13 protein-coding genes and 1 pseudogene are annotated in these 14850 nt (G+C 66.5%); 4 read left to right on the top strand and 10 right to left on the bottom strand.

The window, feature by feature from the left end:
• The 5 genes and pseudogenes from QFW96_RS18475 to QFW96_RS18455 form a co-directional block, all read right to left on the bottom strand.
• Positions 1-739, bottom strand: a pseudogene (locus QFW96_RS18475) (Fe-S oxidoreductase); the annotation flags it as partial.
• 89 nt (positions 740-828) lie between these two features.
• Positions 829-1779 (bottom strand): electron transfer flavoprotein subunit alpha/FixB family protein, encoded by a 951-nt coding sequence (locus QFW96_RS18470; RefSeq protein ID WP_281456934.1) that lies wholly within the window; start codon positions 1777-1779, stop codon positions 829-831.
• Between the two features lie 24 nt (positions 1780-1803).
• Positions 1804-2586 (bottom strand): electron transfer flavoprotein subunit beta/FixA family protein, encoded by a 783-nt coding sequence (locus QFW96_RS18465; RefSeq protein WP_281456940.1) that lies wholly within the window; start codon positions 2584-2586, stop codon positions 1804-1806.
• A 188-nt stretch (positions 2587-2774) separates the two neighbouring features.
• Complete coding sequence (locus QFW96_RS18460; RefSeq protein WP_281456933.1) at positions 2775-3938, bottom strand: acyl-CoA dehydrogenase family protein; 1164 nt, start codon at positions 3936-3938, stop codon at positions 2775-2777.
• A gap of 46 nt (positions 3939-3984) precedes the next feature.
• Positions 3985-4458, bottom strand: coding sequence for a MaoC family dehydratase (locus QFW96_RS18455; RefSeq protein ID WP_281456932.1), 474 nt, complete (start codon positions 4456-4458; stop codon positions 3985-3987).
• Between the two features lie 297 nt (positions 4459-4755).
• On the opposite strand from QFW96_RS18455, the gene QFW96_RS18450 reads away from it, so the two are divergent.
• The 4 genes from QFW96_RS18450 (at position 4756) to QFW96_RS18435 (ending at position 8415) form a co-directional block, all read left to right on the top strand.
• Entirely contained in the window at positions 4756-5925 is a 1170-nt protein-coding gene (locus QFW96_RS18450) for an acyl-CoA dehydrogenase family protein (protein ID WP_281456931.1), read from the top strand.
• 28 nt (positions 5926-5953) lie between these two features.
• Entirely contained in the window at positions 5954-7102 is a 1149-nt protein-coding gene (locus QFW96_RS18445) for an acyl-CoA dehydrogenase family protein (protein WP_281456930.1), read from the top strand.
• A 26-nt stretch (positions 7103-7128) separates the two neighbouring features.
• Positions 7129-7875: a 3-oxoacyl-ACP reductase FabG gene (gene fabG / locus QFW96_RS18440; RefSeq protein WP_281456929.1), complete on the top strand. Its 747-nt coding sequence runs from the start codon at positions 7129-7131 to the stop codon at positions 7873-7875.
• Positions 7876-7962: 87 nt separating this feature from the next.
• Positions 7963-8415 (top strand): MaoC family dehydratase, encoded by a 453-nt coding sequence (locus QFW96_RS18435; protein ID WP_281456928.1) that lies wholly within the window; start codon positions 7963-7965, stop codon positions 8413-8415.
• 139 nt (positions 8416-8554) lie between these two features.
• Here QFW96_RS18435 and QFW96_RS18430 read toward each other — a convergent pair whose 3' ends face one another.
• The 5 genes from QFW96_RS18430 to QFW96_RS18410 all read right to left on the bottom strand — a co-directional run bounded on the left by QFW96_RS18430 (position 8555) and on the right by QFW96_RS18410 (position 14690).
• The gene (locus tag QFW96_RS18430; protein ID WP_281456927.1) at positions 8555-9424 is read right to left on the bottom strand and encodes an HpcH/HpaI aldolase/citrate lyase family protein; all 870 of its coding nucleotides are present in this window, start codon (positions 9422-9424) and stop codon (positions 8555-8557) included.
• A 160-nt stretch (positions 9425-9584) separates the two neighbouring features.
• Positions 9585-10721 (bottom strand): CaiB/BaiF CoA transferase family protein, encoded by a 1137-nt coding sequence (locus tag QFW96_RS18425; protein ID WP_281456926.1) that lies wholly within the window; start codon positions 10719-10721, stop codon positions 9585-9587.
• 94 nt (positions 10722-10815) lie between these two features.
• The gene (locus tag QFW96_RS18420) at positions 10816-12165 is read right to left on the bottom strand and encodes a phenylacetate--CoA ligase family protein (protein ID WP_281456925.1); all 1350 of its coding nucleotides are present in this window, start codon (positions 12163-12165) and stop codon (positions 10816-10818) included.
• Between the two features lie 54 nt (positions 12166-12219).
• A complete protein-coding gene (locus QFW96_RS18415; protein WP_343231393.1) occupies positions 12220-13443 on the bottom strand; it encodes an acetyl-CoA C-acetyltransferase in 1224 nt (407 codons plus the stop codon).
• 89 nt (positions 13444-13532) lie between these two features.
• Positions 13533-14690: a CaiB/BaiF CoA transferase family protein gene (locus QFW96_RS18410; protein WP_281456924.1), complete on the bottom strand. Its 1158-nt coding sequence runs from the start codon at positions 14688-14690 to the stop codon at positions 13533-13535.
• Positions 14691-14850: the final 160 nt, after the last annotated feature.

Raw genomic sequence — 14850 nt, 5'->3', positions numbered from 1 at the left:
GCTTGAAGTAGATGTTGAAGAACGCCGAGAACCGGTGCCAGGCCACACCCATCGTGGGGTTCGAGGCGATCACGATGACCCAGATCATCGCAGAGAGGATCTTGAACGTCGCGAACAACGAGATCGCCGCAGTGCTCACCGGCAGCACGCTGCCCAAGGCGTAGGTCAGCGGAGCCGACCACACCGGCGCCTCGAACAAGCCAGCAGCCTGTTTGAAGGCACGCAGCCCGATGATCCCGAAACCCTCCAGCACCACCACGGCCTCGACGAAGTACGCCTGCCAGAAGTTCGAACCCTGGAACCGCGACACGCGACCCGCCCGCCGCGGATGCTCCCGCTGCCGCACACCGATCAACCAGAAACCACCGAGCACCGTGCCGACACCCAGCAGCTCCACGACCAGGTTCCACGGACCGAACCAGCTCAGCACCGGCGTCTCGAACGCCGGCCAGAACACCTCGAAGTACGCCTCCAGAACGCTGAGGCTCAAGCCACCGAACCCGACCATCACCAACCAGTGCGCCACGCCCACGTGGCCCCACTTCAGCATCCGCGTGTGACCGAGGATCTCCTTGAGCATGGTACCGAACCTGGCCCCGAACGGCCCCGACCTTCCAGGAGCGGGCTGACCTAGACGGATCGACGAGATCATCCGCCAGACGGTCCGGAACGCCATCGCCACCGCCACGGCGGTCACGGCCAGGCAGATCAGCCCCAGGACGAGCTGCAGAGCACCCATGCTCACGGTCCTTCACTGAGTGGTTCGAGATTCCGGCGTGCCTGCGCCCACCCACGAAACGCAGGCACGCCGAGAACAGGGAGAGGCCTTCAGCCCTTGCGCTTGGTGACCTCGTCGGCCAGCTGCGGGGCGACCTTGAACAGGTCGCCCACGACGCCGTAGTCGGCGATCTCGAAGATCGGCGCCTCCGGGTCCTTGTTCACCGCGACGATCGTCTTGGACGTCTGCATGCCCGCCCGGTGCTGGATCGCACCGGAGATGCCCAGGGCGATGTAGAGCTGCGGCGAGACCGTCTTACCGGTCTGCCCCACCTGGAACTGGTGCGGGTAGAAGCCCGAGTCCACCGCGGCACGCGAGGCACCCACAGCGGCACCGAGGGTGTCGGCCAGCTTCTCCACGACCTCGAACTGCTCGGCCGAACCGACACCACGACCACCGGAGACCACGATGCTGGCCTCGGTGAGCTCCGGGCGGTCGCCGGCCTCGGCCGGCTGCCGACCCGTGATCTTGGCACCGGAGGCGGCCGGAACCTCGACCTGCTCGACCGCCGCGGCACCGGAGGCCTGCTCGGCCTCGATGGAGCCCGGCAGCACGGTGATCACCGGGGTGCCCTGGGTGACCTTCGCCTTGGCGTCGTAGGTGCCACCGAACAGCGAGTGCGAAGCAACGCCGTCGGCGTCGACGTCCACGACCTCCGACAGCAGACCCGAACCCAGGCGGATCGCCAAACGACCGGCGACCTCCTTGCCGTCCACCGACGCCGGCACCAGCACCGCCGCCGGGCTCGCCGAACCCGCCAGCGCGGCCAGCACGTCGACCTGCGGCGTCACCAAGAACTCCGCGGCCTCGGCGGACTCGGCCGCGTAGACCTTCTCGGCACCAAACTCGGCCAAAACAGCAGTGAGCTTGTCCGCTGTGCCCGGCTCGCCCACCACCACGGCCGACGGTGAACCAATCCGGCGGGCGGCCGTGAGCAGTTCCAGCGTGACCTTCTTGACCTCACCAGCAGCGTGGTCGACGAGGACCAGAACTTCAGACATGATCTTTCCTCCTTGCAGTCCTCGTCAGAGCAGCTTCTCGCCGGCCAGGAACTCGGCAACGCCAACGCCGCCTTCGCCCTCGTCGGTGACCTTCACACCGCCGGACTTCGGCGGCTTCGGTGCGGACTCGACGACCTGGGAGCCGGCGTTGGCCAGGCCCACCTCGGAGGCGTCGATCCCCGCATCGGCCAGCGACAGCGCGGTCACCGGCTTCTTCTTCGCGGCCATGATGCCCTTGAACGACGGGTACCGCGGCTCGTTGATCTTCTCGGTGACCGACACGACGGCCGGCAGACCGGCCTCGACGGTCAGGATGCCCGCGTCGGTCTCGCGCTCGACCTTCACCGCGGAACCGTCGGTGGAGACCTTGCGCGAGAAGGTCAGCTGCGGCCAGCCGAGCACCTCGGCGACCATCGCCGGCACCGCACCGGAGCGACCGTCGGTCGCCTCGTTGCCGGCGATGACCAGGTCGACACCCTCCACGGTGCCGATGACCTTCGCCAGCGCCTTGGCGGTGGCGGGCGCGTCGGTGCCGTGCAGCGCCTCGTCGGCGAGGTGCACCGCCTTGTCGGCGCCCATCGACAGCGCCTTGCGGATGGCATCCGTGGCGCGATCCGGGCCCATGCACACGACGGTCACTTCGCCGCCCTGAGCCTCCTTGACCAACAGCGCCTCCTCCACGGCGCGCTCGTTGATCTCATCCAACACGGCATCCGCCGACTCGCGGTCCAACGTGTGATCCGCAGCAGACAGCTTCCGCTCGGAATACGTGTCGGGCACCTGCTTAACCAACACAACAACGTTCATTTCCAGTAAATGCCCTTCTAGCAAGATCCTGATCAGGAGCGCCGTGACAGCGCTGCGACGGCTGAGAAACCACTCCGACTGCGCCGATTCCACCGGCCTCGCCCGCAGCACCGCCCACATCAGCCGGAAATGACGCAGCCGACGAGCTCGGCGACAGCAACTGGCCGAAGCTCGTCGGCAGCACGCCGTCAGTACGCCCGGGGAAGCCCCAGCACCTTCGAGGACACGTAGTTGAGGACCATCTCCTGGGAGAACGGCGCATTGCGCAGCAGGCGGACCTCCCGCCACAGCCGCTCCACGTGGTACTCCTTCGCGTAGGCGTACCCACCGTGCGTCGACAGGGCTCGGTCACACGCTTCGAACCCCGCCTCAGCGCCGAGGAACTTGGCCGCGGCCGACTCGGGGCCACAGGGCTGGTCCGCGTCGAACAACTCGGCGGCCTTCATCGCCATCAGCTCGGCGGCTTCCAGTCGGATCCACGAGTCGGCGAGCGGGTGGGCGACCGCCTGGTTCTTCCCGATCGGGCGGTCGAACACGACCCGGTCCCCCGCGTACTTCGTGGCCAGCTCCAGCGCGGCACGACCCAGACCGATGCCCTCCATCCCGACCACGGCGCGCTCGGGGTTCAGGCCGTCGATCAGGTAGTAGAAGCCCTTGTCCACCTCACCGACGACTTCATCATCGCTGACCTCGAGGTTGTCGATGAACAGCTCGTTGGAGTCGATCGACGCCCGTCCCAGCTTCTCGATCTCCCGGACGGTGATCCGCTCACGATTGAGGTCGGTGAAGAACAGGGTCATGCCGTGCAGCGGCTTGTCCTCGCGGCGCGGCGACGTGCGTGCCAGCAGCAAGATCTTGTGGGCGTTCTGGGCATTGGTGATCCACACCTTCTGCCCGTTGACCAACCAGCCACCGTTGATCTTCTCGGCCCTGGTCGTGATCCGGGAAGTGTCCACACCAGCCGTTGGTTCGGTGACGCCGAACGCCATGAGGATCTCGCCCTTGGCGAGTTTCGGCAGCCACTCCCGCTTCATCTCCTCGGAGCCGTGCTTGAGGATCGGAGCCGGCGGGAACACGTAGAAGTGGACTGCGGAACCGCCGCTCATCCCCGCACCGGAGGCGGCGATCTCCGACATCATGACCGCTGACTCGGTCAGACCGAGGCCGATGCCCCCGTATTCCTCGGGGATCATCGCACCGAGCCAGCCACCATCGGCGAAGGCTTTCACGAACTCCCAGGGGTATTCGTGCTTGCGGTCCTTCTCCAGCCAGTACTCGTAGTCGAACTTCTGCGCCAGCTCACGGGTCGCCTTGCGCACGACCTCGACGGTGCTCTCTTCGTGCGAAGTCATCTTTCTCCTTATGCTCTGCGCGACTGGGGTCGGCCTGCCTGCGACGTCAGGAGGCCGCTGCGGATTCAGCCGCGGACCGCTTGATCATCAGTCCGGCGCGCAAGGCGTCGCAGACGATCTCGTCGCGCTGATTGATCCCGTAGTGGCGGAAGTTCACGATGCCTGAATCGGTGCGGCTCTTGGATTCGCGCTTGCTCACGATCTCGGTGCGCGCGCGGATCGTGTCGCCGTGGAAGACCGGGTTGGGGAACTTGACCTCGCCGAACCCGAGGTTGCCCAGCGTCGTCCCCTGCGTGGTGTCGGGCACGGTGACACCGGAGACCAGGCCCAGGATGAACAGACTGTTGACCAACCGCTGCCCGTGGATGCTGTTCTTGCTGTACTCGGCGTCGAGGTGCAGCGGCGCCAGGTTCAAGGTCAACGTGCTGAACAGCACGTTGTCAGTCTCGGTGACGGTGCGCCGCGTCGCGTGCTCGATGACGGCACCGGGTTCGAACTCCTCGAAGTAAAGACCGGGCATGGCGGATGTCCTTTGCGTTCGTGTGGAAGTCCGGGTGATGACGGGACCCGCTCCAACGCGGCTCCGCCGACTCCCGGAGGCGCGGCGGGGTCCAGATCGAGTGCAGATACTGAACCTTGCAAACAATATATTATGTTTACCCTAGCGCCGCAGTCCAGTCAACGGCAACGCGGAGCCTCATGCCGACCTCAGGCGGCCTCTTGCCCGCCCGCCCCGGCAAGCCGCAGCGGTGTGACTCAAGGCACGTTCACGATAAAATATTTTACATTATCGTTGATCCCGTCGATAGTGACAGGCATGGCAGCAGTCAGTTCTGAGGACTTCGAACCAATCCTGGCTCTGGTGCGCGACTTCGTGCGATCGAAGGTCGTACCGCGCGAGCAGGAGATCATGGAAGCCGACGCCATCCCCTCCGACCTGCGCAAGCAGGCCGAGGAGATGGGGCTGTTCGGGTACGCGATCCCGCAGGAGTGGGGCGGGCTCGGCCTGGACCTCACGCAGGACGTCGAGCTCGCGTTCGAGTTCGGCTACACCTCATTGGCTCTGCGGTCGATGTTCGGGACCAACAACGGGATCGCCGGCCAGGTCTTGGTCAATTTCGGAACCGACGAGCAGAAGGCCACCTGGCTCGAGCGAATCGCATCCGGCGAGGTGGTGGCCTCCTTCGCACTGACCGAACCGGGCGCCGGATCGAACCCCGCGGGATTGCGCACCAGCGCGGTCCGCGATGGTGACGACTGGGTGATCGAGGGGCAGAAGCGGTTCATCACCAATGCCCCGATCGCCGACCTGTTCGTGGTCTTCGCACGTACGCGGCCGGCCGACGACTCCGGAACAGGGATCGCGGTCTTCCTCGTGCCCGCGAACACTCCCGGTGTCGAAGTGGGAACCAAGGACCAGAAGATGGGTCAGGAAGGCGCTTGGACCGCGGACGTGCACTTCTCCGGTGTGCGGGTGCCCGGCTCAGCGCTGGTGGGCGGCTCGGAAGACGCCGGGTACCGCGCTGCCATGACCTCCCTCGCCCGCGGCCGCGTGCACATCGCCGCCCTTGCCGTCGGCAGCGCCCAACGCGCCCTGGACGAATCCGTCGCCTACGCTGCCTCGGCCACCCAAGGTGGAAACGCGATCGGCGAGTTCCAGCTCGTGCAGGCAATGCTCGCCGACCAGCAGACCGGTGTCCTGGCCGGCCGCTCCCTGGTGCGCGAGACCGCGCGCAACTACGTCAGCGGTGCCGACACCCGCATCGGACCGTCGGCCGCCAAGCTCTACTGCACCGAAATGCTCGCCAAGGTCGCCGACCTGGCGGTCCAGGTCCACGGTGGCACCGGGTACATGCGCGAGGTCCCGGTCGAGCGCATCTACCGCGACGCGCGGCTGCTCCGGCTCTACGAAGGCACCAGCGAGGTCCAGAGGCTCATCATCGGCGGCGGGCTCGTGCGCAACGCACAGCGACGCGCAGCAGGCTGAACACTCGACAGGCGAAAGTAGGAAACCGATGAGACTCAGTTCCGACGAGCAGCAGATGGTTGCCCTGGTTCGGGAATTCGTCGACGAGCGGGTGCGCCCGCGGGTCCGTGAGTTCGAAGAAGACGACATCTATCCCGCGGAGTTCATCGAGGAGATGAAACAGCTCGGGTTCTTCGGTCTGCTAGCACCCGCTGACAGCGGCGGAGTCGACGTCAGCACCGCTTGCTTCTCGCAGATCACCGAAGAGCTCGCGCGCGGTTGGATGAGCCTGGCCGGTGCGATCGGCGGGCACTCGGTGATCACGTACCTGATCAAGACCTTCGGCACGCCGGAGCAACGCGAGCGCTACCTGCCCAAGATGGCCGACGGAACGATCCGGGCGACCATGGCCCTCACCGAGCCCGGTGGCGGAAGTGACCTGCAGGCGATGCGCACGCACGCCGTACCGGACGGGGACGGCTGGTCGATCACCGGTTCGAAGACGTGGATTTCCAACGCCGCGCACTCCGGCCTGATCGGCCTCCTCTGCATCACCGACAGCACGGCCAAGCCCGCGCACAAGGGCATGAGCGTGCTGCTCGTCGAACCCGGCGATGGGCTCGTCATCTCCAAGAAGTTGTCCAAGCTCGGCTACCGCGGCGTCGAGGCATGCGAGCTCGTCTTCGACGAGATGCACGTGCCAGGCGACGCAGTGCTCGGCGGCACGGCCCACCAAGGCTGGTCCCAGATGATGCGCGGCCTGGAGGTCGGGCGCATCCAGGTCGCCTCCCGCGCCCTGGGTGTCGGGCAGGCCGCTCTCGACGCCGCCGTCCGCTACTCCCAGGAACGCGAGTCGTTCGGCAAGCCGATCTGGAAGCACCAGTCGGTCGGCAACCAGCTGGCCGACATGGCCACCAAGATGCGCGCCGCCAGGCTGCTCACCCTCGACGCGGCCGAACGCCTCGATGCAGGTGAGCGCTCCGACATGGAGGCCGGAATGGCCAAGCTGTACGCCTCGGAGGCCGCCATGGAAGTGGCGCTCGACGCGATTCGAGTCCACGGCGGGTACGGCTACTCCAAGGAGTACGACGTCGAACGCTACTTCCGCGACGCACCGCTGATGATCGTCGGTGAAGGGACCAACGAGATCCAGCGCAACGTGATCGCCGCACAGCTGATCAACCGGAACAAGATCTGACGGACGACCACAGCAAAGGAACTGACATGGCACAGCCACTGCTCGAGGGCCGCACCGCGGTGATCACCGGAGGCGCGCAGGGCATCGGACTCGCCATCGCACAGCGCTTCACCGCCGAGGGCGCCCGCGTCGTGCTCGCCGACCTCAACGGCGACGCCGCCGAACTCGCTGCTCAGCAGCTGGGCGGACCCGACGTCGCCAGGGGCATCCGCTGCGACGTCACCGCCGAGTCAGACGTGGACGCGCTTCTCGCGGCCGCTGAAGAGAGCTTCGGCCCGACGGACGTCATGGTCAACAACGCCGGCATCACTCGCGACGCCACGATGCGCACGATGACCGAGGAGCAGTTCGACCAGGTCGTCAACGTCCACCTGAAGGGCACCTGGAACGGTACCCGCAAGGCCTCGGCCCTGATGCGCGAGTGCAAGCGCGGCACCATCGTCAACCTCTCCTCGCTGTCCGGCAAGGTCGGAATGGTCGGCCAGACCAACTACTCCGCAGCCAAAGCAGGGATTGTCGGCCTCACCAAGGCTGCGGCCAAGGAGATGGCCCACCACGGCGTCCGGGTCAACGCGATCCAGCCCGGTCTCATCCGCACGGCGATGACCGAGGCGATGCCTCAGAAGGCCTGGGACCAGAAGATGGACGAGATCCCGATGAAGCGAGCCGGCGAGGTCGCCGAGGTCGCCTCCGTCGCGCTCTTCCTCGCCTCCGACCTCTCCTCCTACATGACCGGCACGGTGCTGGAAGTCACCGGCGGCCGCTTCATGTGAGCGCGTGGTGCCCGGACGCAGCAGAAACCGAATCGCGAGGTTCCCGCTCCGGGCACCACGGCGCCCTCAACTTGAAAGGGCAACAGAATGACCCGCACCTTCACCTCGCTGAACGAGGTCAAAGCCGCGCTCGGTGTCGAGCTCGGACCCACAGCACCACTGGTGGTCACCCAGGAACGGATCACAGCCTTCGCCGACGCGACCGGTGACCACCAGTGGATCCACGTCGATCCCGAACGAGCCGCCGCTGGCCCGTTCGGCACGACCATCGCCCACGGCTACTTGACCCTCTCGCTGCTCCCCCACTTCGGCCAGCAGCTCTTCCACCTCGATTTCGGTACCGCCAGGATCAACTACGGGCTCAACAAGGCCCGGTTCCCTTCTCCGGTCCCCTCGGGATCGACGGTGCGTGCCAAGGCCACGTTCATCGACCTTCAGGAGGGGCCCGCCGGCGCCACCCTGACGACCCGGTATGTCATCGAGCTCGACGGGGCGAGCAAACCGGCTTGCGTGGCCGAGTCCTTGGTCCTCCTGTCCTGAACCCGACTCACCCTCCTGCTGAGTCCGGTCGTTGAACGGCCTGCTTGAGCCTGAACGACCGTTCCTCATCGAAAAGCGGAGATGGGGCGTGAGCACTGTGTGCCTCACGCCCCATCTCCGCTTTTCGATGAGCCCTTGGTTACAACCCGAGCGATTCTGCCAGCTCGATGATGCCCTCAGCCGTCTTCACGTGCGCGATGTCGATGTGCTGCCCCTCGAAGTCGACCGCCGAGCTGCCCTGCTTCTCCGCATCCCGGTAAGCCGCGATCATGCGGCGGTAGAAGTCGACGGTCTCGGGTGAAGGTGTGAAGACCTCGTTGGCGATGGCGACGTGCGACGGGTGGATGCAGACCATGCCCCGGTAGCCCAGGCGACGACCATCCTCGATGAAGCGCCGGCACCCGTCGAGGTCCTTGATGTCCTGCCAGACGCCCGTGACCGGGTGGTGAATGCCCGCGGCTCGGGCCGCGAGGATGATCCGGCTGCGCAGGTACAGGGTCTCCAGGCCTTCCGCAGTGAACTCGAAGCCCAGCTCGCGCCCGACGTCGGCGTTCGGACCGGTCGCGCCCAGCAGGCTCGACACCCGCGGGCTCGCCGCTGCGATCTCCTCGCAGTGCGCCATCGAGACCGCGGTCTCGAAGCTGACGATCAAGCCGATCGATCCCGGTGCCAACCCGTCGCGCTCCTCGATGTGGGAGACGACGGCATCGATCCGCACGATCTCCTCCGAGGTGAACACCTTGGGCAGGAACAAGCCGGCAAGTCCAGGAACCACGACGTTCTCGACATCCGCACCGAACAGTCCGCTGTCGAAGCTGTTCGGCCGCACCCAAACGTCGCTGCCCACACCTGCCTCGTCCAGGCGCCCGATCGTCTCCTGAACGGTCTTGCGCGCCTCTTCCTTGTGCGTGGGCGGCACGGAGTCCTCGAGGTCGAGGATCACCGCGTCCGCCCCGGCGGACACGGCCTTCTCAGCCCAGGTCGGTTTGTGTCCCGGGACGAAGAGCATTGATCGATACGGCTTCAACGGTGGTCCTCCTTGCGTGGAGTACGGCGGGTGTCTCCGCCCGTCGCACGGTGCCGTCTTCTGCCTCGGCCAAAGACGCCAGGTTCTCTATATTATATATTCGATTGTATTCTTGCTGCCCTATGAGCCGACGAGGACTACGTCAGCGTCTTGAGACAGCGGGCGCGCCCGTCCAGGATTCGATCAGCTCCTGCACATCGACGACCTGCGCGCTGGGAGGGGCCGGTTCCCTCGCTGGAGTCCGGCTGAAGCGCGGCGCCGGCGAGGGGTGCAGCACGCCGTCGATGCTCTGGAAGACCTGCCGCTCCGCGTTGTGCGGATCTGCGGCTGCTTCCTCGAACGTCAACACCGGGGTGACGCATGCGTCGGTGCCGCCGTAGATGGCGGCCCACTCGGCCTGCGTCTTGGACGCCACCGCTCCCGCGATCAGCTTCCTCAACCGAGGCCAGGAATCCCGGTCTTGCTGGTCCGGCCAGTTGCGGGTGTCGACGCCCAGCCGCGAGATGAACGCCTGGTAGAAGTCTGATTCCAGAGCGCCTACCGCGATGTAGCGGCCGTCCGCGCAGAGGTACGTGTCGTAGTACGGCGCTCCCGAGTCCAGCCAGTTCGTACCGGGCTCGTCGCTGAACAGACCGGCAGCTCGCAGGCCCTGGAGCTTGGCCGTCAGGAGCGCGACGCCGTCGACCATCGCGGCGTCCACGACCTGTCCTCGTCCGGATCCGCGCGCCTCCAACACAGCGCACACGATGCCGAAGGCCGCGACCGTTCCACCACCGGCGTAGTCGCCCAACAAGTTGATCGGAGGGCGCGGCGCCTCACCGGCCCGAGCCATGGCGTGCAGCGCCCCGGACTGCGCGACGTAGTTGATGTCGTGACCGGCCTGCCTCGACAGCGGCCCGCTCTGTCCGTAGCCCGTGAGCCGAGCGTAGACGGCAGTCGGGTTGCGCTCCAGCACGACGTCGGGCCCGAGGCCCAACCGTTCCGCAACGCCGGGGCGATACCCCTCCACGAACACGTCCGCCGACTCCACGAGCGTGAGGACTGCTTCCACGCCGTCGGGGTCTTTGAGGTCGACCGCGACGGCATCCACTCCCCTATCGGCCAGGTCGTGTTCGGGGCGCAGCCCCTCGGTGTTGGCCAGCGCACGCTGCCTCCGGTTGGCCGGGCGAACCACTCGGACGACCTCCGCCCCCATGTCGGCCAGGAGCATGCCGGCGAAGGGCACCGGGCCCATACCCGCGAGCACCACGACCCGAACACCTTCCAAAGGCCCGCTCATGCCACGCCCTCCCCAATCCGCCGACGTAGGGCACTGCCCATCAGGATTTTGCTCGTTCACTGCACGACGCGGACACGCACGCGCTCCGTCACCGTCACACATCTCGTTCGATCAGCGCGACCTTGACGTGGTCGGGCCGCTTGAGGGTCCCGTCCGGGACCATCTCGACATTCGTCTTCACGTTGAGCGCCGAGCGGATGCGCTGTTCGAGCTTCGAACGGAGCTCATCCCGCTGGTGCTCATCCATGCCCCGCGCGTGCTCGACGACGACGGGAAGCGGGCGCTGAGTCGAATGCCCTTCGAAGTCCGGCCGAATCCGCATTTCGCCGGTCGTGTCCGGGGCGAGTTCGACGACAAGTTGCTTGATCGCCGACGGGAACACGTTGATACCGCGGACGATCAGCATGTCGTCGGTGCGTCCGATGCAACGAACCTTGAAACCCGTTCTCCCACAAGAGCAATCAGTCCCGGTGACGACGACGTGATCTCTGGTCCGGAATCGAAGAACCGGTGACGCCTGGCGGCGCAGTGCCGTGTAGACGAGCTCACCTTGCACACCCTCGACGGGGTCGAGTCGATCACCCGTGTCCGGGTCGATCAGTTCCGCGACCATGAGGTCGGGAGACAGGAAGTGCATCCCGTCGTTGGCCTCGCACTCACCCCAATAGGTGCACGCGATGTCCGTTCCGCCGAGCATCTCCCGCGACGTCGCGCCCCACAAGTTCTCGAGGTTCTCGCGCACGGCGGGAAGACCACCTCCGGGCTCGCCACCGACGCTGATGGCCCGGACACCGAGATCACGAGCGGAAAGGCCGACGATCTTCGGCGCCTGTTCAGCGAGATGGGCCAAGAAGTGCGGCGTTCCGATCATCGCGTTCGGGCGTTGATCGGCCTGCACCCGCAGCAATCGCTCCGCGCCCGCTTCGGCGCCGATGGGGATGTCGACGATGCCCATGTACTGCATGATCTGGATCACCGGTAGCCCACCGACGAAGCCCTTGCTCATGCCGAACGCGTGCAGCAGTCGATCTCCCGGGCGGAACCCGTTCGCGTACAGCGCGCGGGCGCCCAACTCGCACCAGGTCTCGATATCGCTGCTGGTCAGCCCCACGTACGACGGGCTGCCCGTGGTACCGGACGACGCCTGCACCTGCACGATGTCGGCCGCGTCAGCGGCCACATGCGCGCCGAGAGGCGGCGAGGAGGCCAGGCTGTCGCGCAGTTCCTGCTTTTCGGTGAACGGCAACTCGGCCAGATCATCGACCGTCCTGATCTTGGCCGCGTCGACCTTGTGCTCGGCGAATTTGTCCTGGTAGAAGGCGCTGTTCGCCGCCAGGTACGCCAGCTGTTCACGCAGGCGTTCGTCCTGAATCGCGCGGGCCTGCGCAGGGGAAAAGGTCTCGACCTCGCTCCAGTACTGGGCCGAGAAAGGAGCGGCTGCCATTGACGCCTCCAGCGTATCTTTCGTGCTCCGACAAATGAGTTCCTGCGGCGGTGCTCACGCCGTTTCGAAGGTCGCGGCCAGCCCCTGCCCACCTCCGACGCACATCGTGGCGAGTCCAGTACCACCACCGCGCCGGGTGAGCTCGTGCAGCAGCGTGGTGACCATCCGCATGCCGGTGGCACCAATGGGATGGCCGAGCGAGATTCCGGATCCGTTGACGTTGAGCCGATCGTGGTCGTGCCACCCCCAGCCCTCCAGAACTGCCAGCACCTGCACGGCGAACGCCTCGTTGAGCTCCACGAGATCCAGACCGTCCAGGAACCCACGTGTGTCGGTGCCGGCCCGGGCGGCGAGCTTTCCGACGGCGGGCACGGGACCGATGCCCATTCGGGCCGGGTCGCAGCCAGCCGCGGCCCAGCCGCCGAGGTAGCCGAGCGGCTCCAATCCGAGTTCGCTCAACCGGTCCTCGGCGACGATCAGGCAGGCTGCTGCGGCATCGTTCTGCTGAGCGGCGTTCCCCGCCGTGACGGTCCCGTCGGGCACGATGGTCCGCAAGCGGGCCAGCGTGTCCGGAGTCGAGTCGGGGCGGACTCCTTCGTCGGTGCCGACGATCGGGTCGCCCTTGCGCTGCGGGACCTCGATGGGGACCACCTCGGCGTCGAACCGGCCATCCCGCCACGCCGCGCCAGCCCGTTGCTGGCTGCGCGCTGCGTAGGCGTCCGCCTGCGCCCGGCTGATGCCGCAATCGGTGGCGAGGTTCTCGGCCGTCTCGATCATCCCCGAGATCCGTCCGAAGCGGGCTTCCGGCTGCGATCGCTCACGCCCCCGGTCGAGCCGGTCGTAGAGCGAAACGGTGCCGGCGCGAGCGCCCCACCTCGTCGCTGTCGAGTAGTACTCGATCCGGCTCATCGATTCGACGCCGCCCACCAGGACCACGTCGGCGGCACCGGTCTGAACCATCATGGCGCCTGTGACCAGGGCTTGGAGCCCACCACCGCACCGGCGGTCCAGCTGCATTCCCGGAACCTGGATCGGCAACCCGGCGTGCAACGCCACCCAGCGCCCTACGCAGGGAACCTCGGAATTGGCGTAGGACTGGGCGAAGACGACGTCGTCGATGCGCTCAGCATCCACACCAGACCTCGCCACCACCTCCCGGACGACCGCGGCCGCCAGGTCCTCCACCGGCACATCGCGAAGGGCTCCGCCAAAAGCGCCGACGGGCGTGCGCATGGGGCTGACGATCGCGGCGCGTCGCAAAGAATTCGAAGCGGACACGGTTCACTCTCCTAGACTGGGGCTGCTCGGCAGCTCTTCCTCTTGCTATGCCGCGACTTCGCGCCCACCGAGGCGGGTGCAAGACGTCTTCATCGATCAGCCCGTCCTGCTTCGGCGACCTCCGCGCGGATCGCCTCGGTGTCCGCGCCCAGCGCGGGAACACGGCCGTCGGGGACCTTCCACTCCGTGCCGAGCGCGGGCGGGAGGAGGGCCGGCACCGGACCAACGGGAGTGCCCACCTGCCTCCAACGACCGCGCTCGGCCAGTTGCGGGTGGTTCGCGAGATCGCGAACGCTGTTCAGCCGGGCGTTTCCGATTCCTGCTTCATCGGCGAGCAGCTGGATCTCAGCCAGATCGCGCTGAGCGCACCATTGTTCGAGGATCTCGTCGAGCTCCTCACGCAGCGCCACCCGATCCGCGTTGTGGGCATAACGGGAGTCGTCCGCCAGCTCAGGGCGTTGCAGGAGGTCCCGCGCCAACCGTTGCCATTCGCGGTCGCTGGTCGTACCGAGCACAGCCGTTTGGCCGTCCTTGGTGGCATAAGCACCATAAGGCGCGATCATCGGCGACCCCATGCCCACTGGCTCGGGCTCCGGCCCACCGTGCAGCACACCGTTGAGCGCGAAGCCCATCATCTCGGCCACGACATCGAGCATCGCGATCGGAATCACGGTGCCGCGCCCACTGTGCTGACGCTCGTACAGCGCGGCCAGAACCGCGGATTTGGCGTAGAGCGCCGTCCCGATGTCGGCGATGGGCACGCCTGGTTTGGCGGGAGCACCGGGCAAGCCGGTGATCGAGCAAGAACCGCCTTCGGCCTGGATGAGCAGGTCGTAGGCCCGCTTGTGGTCGAGCGAACCACCGGTCCCGTAGCCGGAGATGTCCACGACGATCAGCCGCGGATGGCGCGCCACCAGATCAGCCGGATCCAGGCCCAGCCGCCGCAGGGCACCGGGAGCCAGGTTGCTGACCAGCACATCGGCCTTCGCCAGCAATCGCCCGAAGACCTCCATGTCGGAGGAGTCGGTCAAGTTCAGCGCCGCTGATTCCTTGCCGTGGTTGAGCCAGACGAAGTGCGCCGCCATACCGCGCACCACGTCGTCGTAATGCCGCGTCGAGTCACCTCCGGCGGGGTTCTCGATCTTGACCACCCGGGCCCCCAGGTCTGCGAGGTGGCGAGTGCACAGCGGGGCCGAGATCGCCTGTTCGATCGACAGGACCGTGACCCCCTCCAGGGGAGCGCTCACGCAGCGGCTCCTTCCACATCAACGACAATGAAAATATATTATGCTTTCTATTTGGTTAGGTCAATGGCAAGAAATCAAACGGCCAACCCGCTTGCGCCTGGGACCAAGCACGCGGACTGCGGCGAACTCTCTGATTCCCGTGCCTGCTTGCCGTGGGACG

The organism is Saccharopolyspora ipomoeae (assembly GCF_029952525.1).
GTDB lineage: Bacteria > Actinomycetota > Actinomycetes > Mycobacteriales > Pseudonocardiaceae > Saccharopolyspora > Saccharopolyspora ipomoeae.
This window is presented reverse-complemented; position numbering and strand designations above follow the sequence as displayed.

Bases quoted from the DNA above. Each gene is read 5' to 3' on its own strand.
- QFW96_RS18470 (WP_281456934.1), bottom strand. From the start codon at position 1,779: ATGTCTGAAGTTCTGGTCCTCGTCGACCACGCTGCTGGTGAGGTCAAG.
- QFW96_RS18465 (WP_281456940.1), bottom strand. From the start codon at position 2,586: ATGAACGTTGTTGTGTTGGTTAAGCAGGTGCCCGACACGTATTCCGAG.
- QFW96_RS18460 (WP_281456933.1), bottom strand. From the start codon at position 3,938: ATGACTTCGCACGAAGAGAGCACCGTCGAGGTCGTGCGCAAGGCGACC.
- QFW96_RS18455 (WP_281456932.1), bottom strand. From the start codon at position 4,458: ATGCCCGGTCTTTACTTCGAGGAGTTCGAACCCGGTGCCGTCATCGAG.
- QFW96_RS18450 (WP_281456931.1), top strand. From the start codon at position 4,756: ATGGCAGCAGTCAGTTCTGAGGACTTCGAACCAATCCTGGCTCTGGTG.
- QFW96_RS18445 (WP_281456930.1), top strand. From the start codon at position 5,954: ATGAGACTCAGTTCCGACGAGCAGCAGATGGTTGCCCTGGTTCGGGAA.
- fabG (WP_281456929.1), top strand. From the start codon at position 7,129: ATGGCACAGCCACTGCTCGAGGGCCGCACCGCGGTGATCACCGGAGGC.
- QFW96_RS18435 (WP_281456928.1), top strand. From the start codon at position 7,963: ATGACCCGCACCTTCACCTCGCTGAACGAGGTCAAAGCCGCGCTCGGT.
- QFW96_RS18430 (WP_281456927.1), bottom strand. From the start codon at position 9,424: ATGCTCTTCGTCCCGGGACACAAACCGACCTGGGCTGAGAAGGCCGTG.
- QFW96_RS18425 (WP_281456926.1), bottom strand. From the start codon at position 10,721: ATGAGCGGGCCTTTGGAAGGTGTTCGGGTCGTGGTGCTCGCGGGTATG.
- QFW96_RS18420 (WP_281456925.1), bottom strand. From the start codon at position 12,165: ATGGCAGCCGCTCCTTTCTCGGCCCAGTACTGGAGCGAGGTCGAGACC.